We start from the raw sequence: 14,320 nt of genomic DNA, 5'->3' as shown, positions 1-14,320 counted from the left end.
AGTCAGGTTGAACATCGCCCAACCGGCGGTGGCGCCGATCTCGCCCATCATTGCCTCGACAAAGGCGTCCTTGCGGGCGAGCAGGGCATCGGCCGCCTTGGCCAGCACGGCGCGGCGGGCGTTCGGCCCCATGGCGCCCCAGGCGGGCTGAGCTGCGCCGGCCTTGGCGGCGATGGCGGCGGCATCGGCGGGCGTCATCGCCGTGGCGGTGGAGGCAACCGCCCCCGTCAGCGGATCAAGGCGCGTAAATTCCATCTCGACTCTCCCAGAGTTCATTTAGCTATGATTGATAGCGTAATTTGGGGCCGCGCATAGCCCCTTTTTGTGGGGTGCGTTTCAGCCTTGCGGTGGGCTGGTTTCCGCAGGCCTGTCGCGCTCCATGCGGGGGCGATGGCCGGTCATGCGCAGATAGAAGCGCGAGAAATAGGAGGGGTCGCCAAAGCCCAGCTCCTGCGCCACCTGCTCGACGCTGGCGCTGGTGTAGCGCAGCAGGCGCTGCGCCTCCAAAGCGAGGCGCCGGTTGATGAGATCGAGCGGGCTGCAGTCCAGCCGCGCCCGGCACAACCGGCTCAGCGTGCGCGGCGTGCAGCCGATGCTGGTGGTGTAGAACTCCAGCGGGTGGTGGTCGCGCAGATGGGTTTCGATCAGATGGCGGAACTGGGTGAGGCGGCGGTCATCCCGATTGTGCGCATCGGCCTGCTGCGGTGCGGGGAGGCTGCGCACCAGCGCCTCGGCCAGGGCGTGGATCAGGGCGGGCTGGGTCTGCCAGTCCTGCATCAGCACCAGCATCTCGCCCGCCAGCATGGCGATGCGGGCCATAGCGGGGGCGGGCAGGGCGCCGTGGCCGCCGGTGGTCAGCCAGCGGCGCAGCGGATCCTCGGGGCCATGGGCCCGGGTGAGGAAATCCTGCGAGAGCGTCATGATATGGCCCACCGTATCCGGGCGGAAGCGGAAGCCATGCACGCTGCCCACCGGCACGGTGACGAAACCGGGGGGCGGGAGCGCGAATTGCTCGCCATCCAGCGTCACATCGGCATGGCCTTCCTTGACGATAAGCACCTGAATACCATGGTCATGGCGGTGCGGCTTGATCTCCCAGTCATGCAGGCTGGAGCGGATCGCAATCGTTTCGATATGCACGAAACCGGCGCTGCTCTGCGCTTCCCCATCGCTGTAGAGGCCGTAGGTGGGGATGGGGGGAGGCGTTGGTCGCATGTCCGGAAAGTACCAATACAATGTCTGGCCCATCCCTTCTGCCTGTGGCTGCGCGGTGTCAAGTTTTGGGCAAGCGCTGCCTTTGAGAGGCGGCATGGCAGGAGAGAGGATATGAAGACCCAGGTCGCCATCATTGGCGCGGGGCCCGCCGGTATGTTGCTGGGCCATCTGCTCAAGGCCGAGGGCGTGGATTGCGTCGTGCTGGAGCGCCAGAGCGGCGATTATGTGCTGGGCCGCATCCGCGCGGGCGTGCTGGAAGAGATCACCGTCAGCCTGATGCAGCGGCTGGGGCTGGACCAACGGCTGAAGGCCGAGGGTCTGGTGGAGGATGGCTTCAACCTGGCCGATGGCGAGCGGCTGATCCGCATCGACATTGCCAATCTGACGGGCAAGCATGTGACCGTCTATGGCCAGACCGAGATCACCCGCGACCTGATGGAAGCGGCCCCCGCGCGCGGGCTGGAGGTGATCTATCAGGCGGGCGATGTGGCGCTGCACGATCTGGAAAGCGATGCGCCCTATGTGACCTTCACGCAGGATGGTGCGCAAAAGCGTCTGGACGCGCGCTTTATCGTGGGCTGCGATGGCTATCACGGCCCCAGCCGCAAGGCCATTCCCGCCGGCAAGGCGCAAGAGTTCGAGCGGGTCTATCCCTTCGGCTGGCTGGGCATTCTGGCCGATGTGAAGCCCTGCTATCACGAGCTGATCTATGCCAACCATGAGCGCGGTTTCGCCCTGGCCAGCATGCGCAGCCCGACGCGCAGCCGCTATTACGTCGATGTGCCGCTGACCGAAAAGGTCGAGGACTGGTCCGACGACCGCCTCTGGGACGAACTGGCCACCCGCCTTGGCCCTCAGGCGGCGGCGGGGATGACGCGCGGGCCTTCGATCGAGAAATCAATCGCGCCGCTGCGCTCCTATGTCTTCGGGCTGATGCGCCATGGCAGCCTGCTGCTCTGCGGAGACGCCGCGCATATCGTGCCGCCCACCGGTGCCAAGGGCCTCAATCTGGCCGCCAGCGATGTGCATTACGCCGCGCAGGCCCTGACCGCTTTCTTCAAGCGTCAGGATGGCGAGGGCGTGGCGGGCTATTCCGACAAGGCGCTGGCCCGCGTGTGGAAGGCGGAGCGGTTCAGCTGGTCGCTCACCAAGCTGATGCACCGCTTCCCCGAGGATGGCCCCTTCGAGCGCGCCATGCAGGTGGCCGAGCTGGATTATATCTCCACCAGCAAGGCGGCGCAGACCTCGATTGCGGAAAATTACGTCGGCCTGCCGGTGTAGGCGGGTTGGGGGCCATGCCCGGAGCGTTTTCAAGTCGGGTGACAACACCCGACGACTCGGAAAACGTGACCAACAAAAAGCTGGTGCATTTGATCCGATAGTATCGGGTCAAATGCACCGGGCATGGCCCCCATCACCTCACCATTTGAAATCGAGGCGGCCATAGTAATAGCTGCCATCCTGCCCGAAGGCGGCATAGGAATTATACGGCGCCACCGCTGTCGCCGAGATAAACTGCAAGGCCTGCGCCGCCGAAGACAGCCGGTCGGGCCGCTTGTTGAACACATTGTTGCCGCCCACCGTAAAGCGGATTTGCGGGGTGAAGTCGTAGCTCAGGCTGGCATCGGTGGTGAAGGCTGCGGCCTGATGCTGGTCCAGCGCCGCCGTGGTGCCCAGATAGGTGGTGGAGCTCCAGCGCGTTTCCTTCACCCAGGCGTTGAGCTTGCCCACCTCCCAGCGCAGCGCCAGCGATGTGATGTTCTTGGGGTAATAGCTGGTGAACTGGCCTTGCAACACCCGCAAGGTGCCGGCGCTGGCCGTGCCCAGAACGGCGGGCAGCGGCGAATAGTTCTTCACCGTGGTGACATTCTCATTGCTGGTCAGCGTCCAGTGCAGCGTGCCCGCCTTGCCCAGCTCGTCGCTGTGCTCCAGCCGCAGGTCGAAGCCCTTGGTGAAGGTATGCGCGCCATTAAGATTGAAGGCGATGCTGGTGACATTGTAGATGCCCTGATTGATCAGCAGATTGTAGAGCGCTGAGCCATTCGTCACATTGGCGGTGGCCGAAACGATGCGGTTGCGGATGTCGATCAGATAGCCGTCCAGCGTCAGCGTGGTATGCGCGAAGGGTTTCAGCACAAAGCCCGCGCTGGCGTTGAGGCTGTGCTCGGGCTTCAACGGCTGGATGCCCGTGGCCTTGCCGGTCGCCTGATCGGCGTTGGTGGTGACGGTGTATTGCTGGATATACTGCCCATAGGTGGGGTTGGCCGGATTGCTGTCCACCGAATAGGAGCCCGCCTGCGTGGCATTATGCGACTGCAACAAGGTGGGCGCGGAAAAGCCATTGCCGAAGCTGCCGCGAACAGCAAAGGCCGGGCTGAATTCGTAACGCGTGGAAATCTGGCCCGAGGGCGCGCTGCCGAAATCGGTGAAATATTCATAGCGCCCGGCCAGATCGACGGTCCATTTGTCGGTCAGCTGCTGGTTGAGCTCCACATAGGCCGCGATGTTGTTGCGCCCCCATGCCCCCGCTGAATCGGGCGTGTTGCCCGACATGCCCTGAGCGCCCAGATTGGGATGCACCCCCGCATTGCCCGTGCCCGCCGGCCACACCCATGGCCCCGCGTAATAGGAGAGATACTCGCCCGCCGTCTTGGTGAAGCGGTCATAGCGATGCTCGACCCCCGCCGAGACATTCAGCGCGCGCCCGAACAACCCGTGGTCGAACTTCTTGGACAGGGCCAGCTGGGTCAGCAACTGGCCATCGGTCTGCGCGCCATCGTAGAAATCGCGCTGGCCCCAGTTGGCGGGCCCTGCCGAGACGTTGATGCTGTTCTTGGTGAAGATGCGGGCGTGATCGCTGCCATAGCCGCTGCTCAGATTCCAGTCCCAGCCCGAGAGCGTGCCCTTCAGCCCCGCCACGAACTGGAAGTCGCTTTCCTGATCGTCGAAGCGGGGCAGATAGCCATCGGGGAAGACCAGCGCGCCGCTGGTGTAGGGCGCATTGGCGAAGGGGTCTTGCGGGCTGGGCGTGGTGCTGGCCGCCACCGACTGGTTCGATGCCGTGCGGAAATAGCCCGGCCCCGAGGAATAGCGCCAGGCATAGGTGGCGTTGCTGTAGAAGGTGAGATCGGAATTGAGCGCGATCTCGCTGTTGGCGGCGAAGGAATAGGTGCGCGATGCCGGCAGGCCGATGATCTGGCGATAGCGGCTCTGGCTGGTTTCGCGCGGGTCCAGCGTGCCATTGGCCTGCAGCGGATAGAGCAGGCTGGTGCGGTCATTGATGTTGGCCGCCTTGTAGCCGGGATAGATGTTGGTGCCATCCTGCAGCTGGGCGTTGGCGCTGACGTTGATGAAGCTGCCCGCGTCATCCAGCTTGAAGCCCTGATGGAACTGCACATTCTTGGTGCGGCCATAGAGGTCTGCCTGATCGCCCACGCTCTGGCCATATTGCCCGAGATAGACGCTGAAGCCGCCGCCGGTCTGCGCGGTCTTTTTCAGGATGATGTTGATGACCCCGGCAATGGCGTCCGAGCCATAGAGCGAGGCCGCGCCATCGCCCAGCACCTCGATCCGCTCGATGGCGTTGGAAGGGATCAGATCGAGATCGGTGGGCGAGGCTCCGCCCACCAGCAGCGAGGAGGTATGCCGCCGCACCCCATTGACCAAGATCAGCGTGTCCTTGGCATCCAGCCCGCGCAGCCTTGCCCCGCGCACGCCCGCGCCCTGCTGGCCCTGATAGCCGCCCGCCTGCACCTGATAGGAGGGCAACACCTCGGCCAGCGCATCGCGCAGGTTCTGCTTGCCCGAGCGGGCGAGGTCATCGAGGCTGGCGACGGAAATCGGCACCAGGCTCTTTTCCGCCGCCCGCGCCGCGCCATGGCTGCCGGTGACGACGATGGTCTCGCCATTGCCCTCAACGGCGGCGGCAGGATCGGCGGCGGAGGCCGGAGCCGGGGCATCCTCGGCATGCGCCGCCCCGGCGGCCAGGGCGAAGAGTCCGACGCCGATCAGAAAGGACGATGGTCGCCGGGCATGACGGCCCGCCCGTGTGCCTGCGAAAGGCCGGGCCGTGAACAATGATGATACCATGATGATGCGAAACCCCAGTGCACAAATACCATACCTTGGTGATAGGAATAATAGATTATTGTCACGAGAGTTTTTTTTGCCATGGGGCAAGGATCGCTAGGTCATGGTGGGGAAGGCGAGGGTTCAGGCCGGTTCGCCCGGCGCGAGCGCGTCGGTTGAGAAAAACTCATAAGCCGCGTTTTAGGCCCGGATGGCCTTCAATCCGCTTCCAGAGCGGCCAGCGGACTGTCCGGGAAGAGCGCCTCGATAAAGCCGAAGCGGGTCATGTCCCTGATCCGCTGCGGGTAGAGAATGCCGTCGAGATGATCGAACTCATGCTGGAAGAGGCGGGCGTGGAAACCATGCGCCTCACGCGTCAGCGTGGTGCCATCCTCCAGCGTGCCGCCATAGCGGATATGGGTGAAACGCGGCACCGTGCCGCGCATGCCGGGCACCGAAAGGCAGCCCTCCCAGCCATCCTCGGTCTCTTCGGTCAGGATCTCCAGCCAGGGGTTGATCAGCGTGGTGACGGGCACCGGCTCGGCCTCGGGATAGCGCGGACTGGCCGTGAAGCCGAAGATCATCAGGCGCAGGTCCACCCCGATCTGCGGCGCGGCCAGACCCACGCCATGGGTGGCATGCATCGTGTCGAACATATCCGCGATGATCGCCCGCAGCTGGGGATCCTGCAGATCCTCCACCGGTCTGGCGACGCGCAGCAGGCGCGGATCGCCCATTTTCAGGATCGCGCGGATCATGGCCCTGTCCTTCTTGTTCCCCGCCATCATGCCATGCCTCGCCCGCCGGCGCGAGAGGCCGGTGGGCGCCGCCGCCTATGCAAGGATACCTAAGGCAAAAGGGCTTGAAACTTATCCGAAAATGCGATGATCTCCGGCGCGGGATAGGTCGGCCGCCGGGGTGGCCTGCTTGCCATGCCCCGGAGAGACCGTGATGCGATTCCCCCCTGCGCGCCTTTCGATCCCCACTGCCTTGTTGACTGCCCTGTTGACCTCCGCCGCCGCGCCCGCCTGGGCCGGGGACCAGCCGCTCTATCAGCCCGCGCCCGACTGGGTGATCGCCACGCCTCAGGAGGCCGCCGCGGCCAGCGGGGCGGGCCAGTCCACCTTGCGCCTCTTCGACGAGCAGCAGCGCATCAGCCATGGCGAGGTCTGGACCTATGCCGCCACCGCCGTGCGTGTCGCCACGCCCGAAGGCCTGCAGCGCGCGGGCACGCTGACGCTGAACTGGGCGCCCGAACATGGCGATCTGATCGTCCACAGCGTGACGATCCTGCGCGGCGGCAAGCCGATCGACGTGCTGGCCACCGGCGCGCGCTACACCGTGCTGCGCCGCGAGCAGAAGCTGGAATCGCTCCAGCTGGATGGCACGCTGACCGCCACGCTCTCGCTGGAAGGGCTGCAGGTCGGCGATGTCATCGAAACGCGTTTTTCGGTGACATCGAAGGATGCCGCGCTTCAGGGCCATATCAGCACCGGGGCCAAATTGCTGGCCCAGCCGGTGCAGCTCGGCTTCGGGCGGGTGCGGGTGCTGTGGAGCGATGCCGATAAGGTCCGCTGGAAGACCGATCTCGATGGCGTCACCCCCACCGAAAGCACGCGCCCGGGCTGGCATGAATGGCAGGTCACGCTGCCCGTGGCCCGGCAGCCCGATCTTGCCCCTCAGGCCCCGGCCCGGTTCGAGCGCCAGGCGGTGGCCTATTTCTCCGATTTTGCCGGTTGGGGCGATGTCAGCAAGGTGATGGCCCCGCTCTACCGGGTGGACGCGCCCGCCGCCGCGATCACGAAGGGTGGCGATCTGGATCAGGAGATCGCGCGCATCGCGGCGGCCAGCCCCGATCCGCGCCGCCGCACCGCTCTGGCGCTGCAGCTGGTGCAGGACAAGATCCGCTATTTCGCGGTGACGATGAGCGGCGGCAATTACACGCCCCAGCCGGTCGAGAAGACCTGGGCCCTGCGCTATGGCGATTGCAAGGCCAAGACGCTGCTGTTGCTGGCGGTGCTCCACAGGCTGGGCATCGAGGCCGAGCCCGCCATGGCCAGTCTGAGCCATGGCGACCGCGTGCATGACAGCCTGCCCTCCATGGCGGCGTTCGACCATGTGATGGTGCTGGCCCATGTCGGCGGCAAAGTGCTGTGGCTGGACGGCACCGGGCTGGGCACGCGTGAGGCCGATCTCGACGATGTGCCCGCCTATGGCTGGGTGCTGCCGGTGCGCGCCAATGGCAGCGCCGACTTGTTGCAGGCCCCCTTGCATCCGCCCGCCCGCCCCAATGCCGAGGTGCATTACGATGTCGATTTGCGCGCCGGGGTGGGGCTGATGGCGCCCTTCCGCGTCTCGCTGGCGCTGCGCGGCTCGGCGATCGGGCAGATCAGCGCGGGGCTGGGCAATCTGGATGCCGAGGGCAAGGCCACGGTGCTGCGCGCGGTGCTGGCCAGCGCCTCGGCGGGCGGGCGGCGCATGTTCGTGCAGCCGCAGCTTGTCTATGATCCGCAGACCGGCGAGGGCACCATCACCGCCAATGGCGTGGTCCTCTCCGACTGGACGCGGGCCGACAACCGCTACAGCTTCGATCCCAAGCTGGTGGTGGCCTCGTCCTATCCGGATCGCAGCCGGTCGATCTGGCAGACCATCCCCGTCGCGCTGGGGCATCCGCAGCATGGCGTGACGGTTGAGACGTTCCAGCTGCCGCGCGGCGGGCAGGGCATCTTCATGCCCGGCGAGGGCGATCAGCAGCGCAGCCTGCCGATGGGCGGCAGCAGCCGCGTCCATGCCGAACTGAAGGACGGCGTGTGGCGCCTGACGCTGGAAAATCTGCGCAGCGGGGGCGAAATGCCCGCCGCCGAGATCCCCGCCATGCGCCGCGCCGATGCCGATTTCATCGCCCGCATGCCGCGCCTGCGCACCGATGCGGGCTATCCCGCGCCCTGGCAGAATGTCGAGGCGGCCAAGCGCGACCATCTTTTCGATGCCACCCAGGCCAATCTGGCGGCATGGATCGCCGAAAAGCCCGATGATGCCGAGCGCTATCGCCTGCGCGCCGCCTTCTATGGCGAAATCCTCGAACGGCAGAAGGCCATCGCCGATCTGGACAAGGCGCTGGAGCTGAAGGGCGACAGGCAGCTCTATCTCCAGCGCGCGACGCTCTATGAACTGCTGGGCGACAAGGTGCATTCGGTGGCCGATCTCAAGGCGGCCTATGATCTCGATCCTGCCGATCAGGCCACGCTCAACCGCCTCTCCTATGTGCAGGCCTGGGCCGGGGGCGTTGACGAGGCGCTGGACCGGCTCAACGGCCTGCTGACCAACCCCGGCGAGAAGGAGCCCTTCTACCACGCCCGCAAGGCCGAGGTGCTGGCAAGGCGCGGCGACAAGGCGGGCGCCATGGCGGAGATCGATGCCGCGGTGGCCCGGCGGCCGGGCAATCCCGGGCTGCTGGGGGATCGCTGCTGGGTGAAGGGGTTGCTGAACACCGATCTCGACACGGGGCTGGCCGATTGCAACCGGGCGATCCAGATCGGCGGCACCAGCACCGCGCCAACATTGGGCAGCCGGGGGCTGATTCAGCTGCGGCAGCACCATGGCCGGGAGGCCGTGGCCGATTTCACGCAGGCGCTCGATCTGCGCCCGGGCCATGCCGCCGACTATTTCCTGCGTGCTCTGGCCCAGCGCGAGGCGGGCGACGCCGAGGCGGCCAGGCGCGATCTGGCGGCGGCGCGGCTGCTGTTTCCGGCCATCGATCAGTTCTACGCCAGCTTCGGCCTGCGCTGGTAGGCGCGGGTTGCTGTTGCGCGGGGGAACTTGTGCGCTCACCATCGCCTCCTGACTCAGGCGCTGCGTGAAAAGGTGTGAGACGATGCTGAGCGAAACCCCCGGAACCGGTGATCTGCCTGCGGATGTGATCGCCCTCACCATCGAGGGCGGGCTGGAGAAGGAGGATGTCGATCGGGCGATGGGCCTGCTCGATGCCGCTTTCGCGCGGGGCGGGAAGGTGCATCTCTTTGTGGAGGTGCGCAACTTCACCGGCATGCCCGCCGATGCATGGCTGAGCGATCTGCGCCATGGGCTGCGCTATCTCACGAAACTGCACCAGTTCGGGCGGGTGGCGATCGTCAGCGATCAGAGCTGGGTGCGCGCGGCCTCGCGCATTGAAAGCGCGTTGCTGCCCTTTGTGACCTATCACGTCTATCGCCCCGGGCAGCGCGACCATGCGCTGGCATGGGCGCGGGGCGATGTCAGCGATCCGCAGCCACCGGCTTTGCAGGTGACAGGGGCCGATGGGCAGGGGATCATCACCATCGAACTCAACGGGCGCATCACCCCGCAAGCGGTGGACGCGCTGGCCGACACAATCGTGCGGCTGGGCGGCGAGGGACGGTCGCTGCGCCTGCTGGCCAAGGTCCACCACTATGAGGGTTTCGATCCGGCCCTGTTGCTCAATCCCAAATATGTGGAGCTCAAGCTGTCGCTGCTGCGGCATGTCGCGCGTTATGCGCTGGTGGGCGGGCCGGACTGGATGGCGCGGGTCGCCGCTCTGGCCGATCCGCTGCTGACCATGGACTTGCGGTATTTCCCCGCGGACGAGGAAGCCGCCGCGCGGATCTGGCTGATGGAGATGAACGGCAAGGGCTGATTAAGGTCGGACCTTGTTTCAGATCAGGCCTCGTTTCAGGTCCGGGGCGGCTGATAGCGCCTTTCGCGCAGGGGTTCCTCGCTGGGCTCGACCTCCAGCACCACCTCGCGAAAGCCGCGCGAGCCCATTTCCACGGCCAGCACCCGGGCCTTGAAGCCCACGCCCGAGCCATAGATCGCCTCACGCAGCCAGCTGTCATGCCCGACATAGCCGATCACGCGGCCATGCAGATCGACAGCGGCGATAGCGGCATTGTCATGCGGATTGTCGGCCTCCAGCTCCAGCGAGACAGGCAGGCCGGGGCGCAGGCCCTGAACGGCCGCGGCATGGTCCTGCTCGCCGATCAGGCCGATCATATAGGCGTCGGGATTGCCCACGCTCTGCACCATGCCGAAGCTTTCGGTGTCGCCGGGCAGCAGGGGCTCGTCGCCCAGCAGCATGGTGGGCGGGGGCGCCACAGGCTCGGGCAGATAGGGTTCGGGGGCGGCAGGTTCGGGCGCGGCAGGGTTGGGCGAGGGCTGGGCGATGACCACCGGCTCCGGAGCCATCGGCGCGGGGATGACCGGCTGGGCCTCCACCGGGGTGACGATGACCGGCTCAATGGTGACGGGTTCAACAGCGACCGGCTTGACCGCGACAGGTTCAGGCGCAACCGGAGAAGGCGCGAAAGGCTCCGGCGTGTATTCCTCCGGCGTTTCGGCGCTTTTGCCCCAGCCCGAGAACAGGCGCTTCAGAAAACCAAACATGCTTCGTCCCTTCGCATCGCCGCCCTCGCCCCTGTGCGGAGCGGCGCTGTCACCTGCGGATATGCGCGTAAAGCGGCCTGATGCAAGCCAAACCCTTGCTTGACAGGATGAGTGGCGGTTCCCTGCGGACTCGCGCCGCGCCGTCCCATACGAAAAAGCGTGTCCGGCGTGGGGTCACGCCAGGACACGCAGGCTTTCGCTTGATCGGGGGTCATATGGATGCCTCGCATCCGAAGAAGAGACGCCGGGGCAGGGTGATTGTTCCCTCAAGGCATCGTGCGAAAAGGTGGGAACCGGTTTTCGCGAGAACGATGCGGCCACAAGGACCGGAGCCCTATTGGGCCCCGGAATGGTGCTTTTCGTCCTGTTTCAGCACGCGCCTCAGCGATGCTTCGATCTGGCCGCCGCACCAGCTATCGCCATAGGTCTCGCGGCTCTCGCGGCTGAGTCTGGCAAGGGTGGGCCAGGCCTGCATCCGCCGGGTCAGCGCCGCGATGCCGGGCGCGGTCTGCCGCAGCATCGCGGCCAGATCGGGAAAACGGTCGCCCATCGTGGCCCACAGCGTGGCGGTGACGATATCGGCCACGCCCGGCTGATGGGCGCCCAGCAGGAAACCGTCGGTGAGGGTCAGGCCATGGCGGGCGCCGGTGGCGTCCCAGATGGTCATCCAGCGTTGCAGGCGGGGCAGGAAGGCTCGCCATGAGTCATCGTCCCACATCTGGCTGCCGCCGTCGCGGGTCATGTCATCCAGCACGTCATTGGCGTCGTTGACCACTTTGGCCGTCAGCGCGCGGGCCTGAGGGGTGGCGGGCAACAGATCCAGCGTCTCACCCAGATAGAGCGCGATGGCGGGCATCTGCGCCACAGCAAAGCCATGGGCATGATCGATCAGCACCGGCGGGCCCATGAAGGGGATGGGCTGCTTGCCGGGGGCGACCCCCATGATCTGGCCGATGGCGTCGGCATCCTGCTCGCGCCATGTCTTGCCTGCGAAGGTGAGGATGGCGCGGATGAACTGGCCGCGAAAGGGCACGGGCCAGTAGTAGAGATCGTAGTCAGCCATGGGATGTCCCTTATCATGCTGGTGCTATGCCCGGCGTTTCCACAGGAGCGGTTTCGGGCGCGCGCAGCAGCACCGGGGCGACGCCCAGCGCCACCACGGCGATCAGGGCTCCGGGCGCGGCGGCCCAATGGGTGGCGCCCAGCAGGGCATGGGCGGCATAGGGCGCGGCTCCGCCGAACAGGGCGGTGGCGCTGGTGGCCCCCAGCGCCAGCCCGCTCAGGCGGCTGGTGGTGGAGAATTGCTCGGCGGTGGCGACGGCGCCCACGGCGCTCACCCCGCCGGCCAGCCCGGCCAGCACGCAGGCGCCTGCCGCCGCCGTTACAGGATCGCCGCCCGCCATCAGGGCGAACATGGCGGCGGGCAGCACCACGCTGCCCGCGCAGAGCGCCAGCAGCACCGGCTTGCGGCCGATATGGTCTGACAGCGCGCCGACCAGCGGCGTCACCGCGATCACCACCACGGCGGCCAGCGTGGAGAGGCCCAGCGCGGTGCTTTCCGCGCGCCAGCCCACGCTTTGCAGATAGGCGGGCACATAGGTGATGCCGACGTAATAGGTGATCGAGCCGAGCGTCGAAATGGCGAAACCCCGGGCGATCCCGCCGCGCTCATGGCGCAGGGCGTGGCGCAGGGGGGAGGCATCGCTCTTGTGGCGCTGCGCCTCGAACAGCGGCGGTTCGGGCAGGGAGGATCGCGCCAGCCACACCGCGCCAGCCAGCACGCTGCCGATCAGAAAGGGGATGCGCCAGCCCCATGCGTCAAGGCTGGCCTGATCCATCGCGCCCGCCGTCAAGGCGCAGACCGCCACGGCCAGCAAGCCGCCAACCTCGCTGGCCGCCGCCGCCAGCGAGCCGATCAGGCCCCGGCGATGCTCTGGCGCGCCCTCCAGCAGATAGGTGACGACGCCGGTGTATTCGCCGCCCACGCTGAAGCCCATCAGGCAGCGCAGCCCCAGCAGCAGCCCGCCCGCGATCGGCCCGGCCTGATTGCGGGTGGGCAGGCAGGCCGTCAGCAGCATGGCCAGAGTCATCAGCGCCATGGAGAGCAGCAATGTCTGGCGCCGCCCATGCCGGTCCCCGAAATGGCCGAAGACCATCGCGCCCAGGGGCCGCATCAGATAGGCGATGGCGAAGCCCGCCAGCGTCTCGCCCAGCGCCTGAGCGCCGGGGCCGAAAAAACTGCGCGACAGGATCGTGGCGAAATAGAGATAGAGCGTGAAATCATACCACTCGACGACGGTGGAGAGCGCCGCCACCGCCATCGATCTGCGCGATAGAGCCGGGGGGTGTGCGTTCACGCCAGATCCCGCGCCAGACGCAGGCCCATGAATTGCCAGCGCTGATGGGGGTAGAAGAAGTTGCGGTAAGAGGCGCGCAGATGGCCGCGCGGCGTGGCGCAACTGCCGCCGCGCAGCACGAATTGCCCGCTCATGAACTTGCCGTTGTATTCGCCCACCGCGCCGGGCGCGGCGCGAAAGCCGGGATAGGGGCGATAGGCGCTGCCGGTCCATTCCCAGACATTGCCGAAGAAGGCGGGGCTTTTGTCCGCGATGGGGCGCACGGCTGGGGGCGTGCCGGGGCCGGGCGCATCCAGCTGATGGCCCTTCGTCGGATCATAGGCCCTGGCGCAGGCCTCCCATTCCATTTCGGTGGGCAGGCGCGCCCCGGCCCAGCTGGCGAAGGCATCGGCTTCATAGAGGCTGATATGGCAGACCGGGGCGGCGTGATCGAGTGGCTGGCGCCCGGCCAACGTGAACTGGCTCCAGCCGTCATCATCCTGTCGCCAGTAGAGGGGCGCAGCGATGCCTTCCGTCTTACGCCAGGCCCAGCCATCCGAAAGCCACAGCCGGGCGTCAACGTAGCCGCCGCTTTCGATAAAGCTGAGCCATTCGCCATTGGTCACCGTGCGGTCGGCCAGAGCGTGGGGAGCAAGGAAGGCGGTATGGCCGGGCTCCTCGCAATCGAAGGCGAAGCGGCCCTGGCAGGGCGTATGGCCGATCTCGGCCAGACCCGCGCGTCCGGCGATCCAGCCATGCGGGTGCGGCGTGGCGGTGGCGGACGGCTGGCCGGGCCAGAGGGCCGGTTCCAGCGGGTTGGTGGAGAAAGCGTGGAGGATATCGGTCAGCAGCAGTTCCTGATGCTGCTGCTCATGCTGGCAGCCCAGCCGCACCAGCTCCAGCGCCGAGGGGGACAGGTGAGGCAAGGCGCGCAGCAGCGCCTGATCCACCACCGCGCGATAGGTCAGGATGTCGGCCAGCGAGGGGCGCGACAGCATGCCGCGCGCCGAGCGCAGAAGACGCTGTCCCTCGGCCTCGTAATAGCTGTTGAAGAGGTAGGGCCAGTCGGCGTTATGCAGGCGATAGGCGGACACATGGTCGCGCAGCACGAAGGTCTCGAAGAACCATGTGGTATGCGCCAGATGCCATTTGGCGGGCGAGGCATCCGCCATGGACTGCACCGTGGCATCGGCATCCGACAAAGGCGCAACCAGCGCCTCGGTCAGGGCGCGGACCTGCGTGTAATGCTCGGCAAGCGCGGGATGATCCTGCGTCATGCGCCCTGCAGGAAGGGTGGTGGCCAT

Annotated in this window: 11 protein-coding genes; 3 read left to right on the top strand and 8 right to left on the bottom strand. The window is 66.6% G+C overall.

Annotated features, from left to right (window positions below; translation table 11 throughout):
- Both SR3_RS21170 and SR3_RS21165 read right to left on the bottom strand, forming a co-directional pair.
- Window positions 1–255 (bottom strand): aldehyde dehydrogenase family protein (locus tag SR3_RS21170; protein WP_157099015.1); only part of this gene is annotated, 255 nt, incomplete at its 3' end.
- An 81-nt stretch (window positions 256–336) separates the two neighbouring features.
- Window positions 337–1,248 carry a helix-turn-helix domain-containing protein gene (locus SR3_RS21165; RefSeq protein ID WP_245654033.1) on the bottom strand — a complete coding sequence of 304 codons (912 nt, stop codon included), beginning with the start codon at window positions 1,246–1,248 and terminating at the stop codon, window positions 337–339.
- Window positions 1,249–1,326: 78 nt separating this feature from the next.
- On the opposite strand from SR3_RS21165, the gene pobA reads away from it, so the two are divergent.
- Window positions 1,327–2,496: a 4-hydroxybenzoate 3-monooxygenase gene (gene pobA / locus SR3_RS21160; RefSeq protein ID WP_068090432.1), complete on the top strand. Its 1,170-nt coding sequence runs from the start codon at window positions 1,327–1,329 to the stop codon at window positions 2,494–2,496.
- Between the two features lie 138 nt (window positions 2,497–2,634).
- Here the strand turns inward: pobA and SR3_RS21155 are convergent, their stop codons facing one another.
- Both SR3_RS21155 and def read right to left on the bottom strand, forming a co-directional pair.
- On the bottom strand, window positions 2,635–5,304 hold the full coding sequence (locus SR3_RS21155; RefSeq protein ID WP_084455788.1) for a TonB-dependent receptor plug domain-containing protein: 2,670 nt from the start codon (window positions 5,302–5,304) through the stop codon (window positions 2,635–2,637).
- Between the two features lie 197 nt (window positions 5,305–5,501).
- Window positions 5,502–6,041, bottom strand: a complete 540-nt coding sequence (gene def / locus SR3_RS21150) for a peptide deformylase (protein ID WP_068090445.1) — start codon at window positions 6,039–6,041, stop codon at window positions 5,502–5,504.
- Between the two features lie 193 nt (window positions 6,042–6,234).
- Between def and SR3_RS21145 the strand changes: the two genes are divergently transcribed.
- Together SR3_RS21145 and SR3_RS21140 are read left to right on the top strand one after the other, a co-directional pair.
- Complete coding sequence (locus SR3_RS21145; protein ID WP_084455787.1) at window positions 6,235–9,075, top strand: DUF3857 domain-containing protein; 2,841 nt, start codon at window positions 6,235–6,237, stop codon at window positions 9,073–9,075.
- Between the two features lie 82 nt (window positions 9,076–9,157).
- Complete coding sequence (locus tag SR3_RS21140) at window positions 9,158–9,934, top strand: SpoIIAA family protein (RefSeq protein ID WP_068090428.1); 777 nt, start codon at window positions 9,158–9,160, stop codon at window positions 9,932–9,934.
- Between the two features lie 35 nt (window positions 9,935–9,969).
- Here SR3_RS21140 and SR3_RS21135 read toward each other — a convergent pair whose 3' ends face one another.
- From SR3_RS21135 to egtB, 4 genes are all read right to left on the bottom strand, one after another.
- Entirely contained in the window at window positions 9,970–10,680 is a 711-nt protein-coding gene (locus tag SR3_RS21135) for a hypothetical protein (protein WP_068090427.1), read from the bottom strand.
- A 334-nt stretch (window positions 10,681–11,014) separates the two neighbouring features.
- On the bottom strand, window positions 11,015–11,743 hold the full coding sequence (locus tag SR3_RS21130) for a glutathione S-transferase (RefSeq protein ID WP_068090425.1): 729 nt from the start codon (window positions 11,741–11,743) through the stop codon (window positions 11,015–11,017).
- A gap of 13 nt (window positions 11,744–11,756) precedes the next feature.
- Window positions 11,757–13,001 carry an MFS transporter gene (locus SR3_RS21125; RefSeq protein ID WP_068090423.1) on the bottom strand — a complete coding sequence of 415 codons (1,245 nt, stop codon included), beginning with the start codon at window positions 12,999–13,001 and terminating at the stop codon, window positions 11,757–11,759.
- 32 nt (window positions 13,002–13,033) lie between these two features.
- Window positions 13,034–14,320 (bottom strand): ergothioneine biosynthesis protein EgtB, encoded by a 1,287-nt coding sequence (gene egtB / locus SR3_RS21120; RefSeq protein ID WP_157099014.1) that lies wholly within the window; start codon window positions 14,318–14,320, stop codon window positions 13,034–13,036.

The sequence above is a fragment of the Novosphingobium rosa NBRC 15208 genome, from assembly GCF_001598555.1.
In the GTDB taxonomy this organism is placed as follows: Bacteria; Pseudomonadota; Alphaproteobacteria; order Sphingomonadales; family Sphingomonadaceae; genus Novosphingobium; species Novosphingobium rosa.
This window is presented reverse-complemented; position numbering and strand designations above follow the sequence as displayed.

Coding starts and splice junctions, on each gene's coding strand:
- SR3_RS21165 (WP_245654033.1), bottom strand. CDS start 1,248: ATGGGCCAGACATTGTATTGGTACTTTCCGGACATGCGACCAACGCCT.
- pobA (WP_068090432.1), top strand. CDS start 1,327: ATGAAGACCCAGGTCGCCATCATTGGCGCGGGGCCCGCCGGTATGTTG.
- SR3_RS21155 (WP_084455788.1), bottom strand. CDS start 5,304: ATGGTATCATCATTGTTCACGGCCCGGCCTTTCGCAGGCACACGGGCG.
- def (WP_068090445.1), bottom strand. CDS start 6,041: ATGATCCGCGCGATCCTGAAAATGGGCGATCCGCGCCTGCTGCGCGTC.
- SR3_RS21145 (WP_084455787.1), top strand. CDS start 6,235: ATGCGATTCCCCCCTGCGCGCCTTTCGATCCCCACTGCCTTGTTGACT.
- SR3_RS21140 (WP_068090428.1), top strand. CDS start 9,158: ATGCTGAGCGAAACCCCCGGAACCGGTGATCTGCCTGCGGATGTGATC.
- SR3_RS21135 (WP_068090427.1), bottom strand. CDS start 10,680: ATGTTTGGTTTTCTGAAGCGCCTGTTCTCGGGCTGGGGCAAAAGCGCC.
- SR3_RS21130 (WP_068090425.1), bottom strand. CDS start 11,743: ATGGCTGACTACGATCTCTACTACTGGCCCGTGCCCTTTCGCGGCCAG.
- SR3_RS21125 (WP_068090423.1), bottom strand. CDS start 13,001: ATGGCGGTGGCGGCGCTCTCCACCGTCGTCGAGTGGTATGATTTCACG.
- egtB (WP_157099014.1), bottom strand. CDS start 14,320: ATGGCCACCACCCTTCCTGCAGGGCGCATGACGCAGGATCATCCCGCG.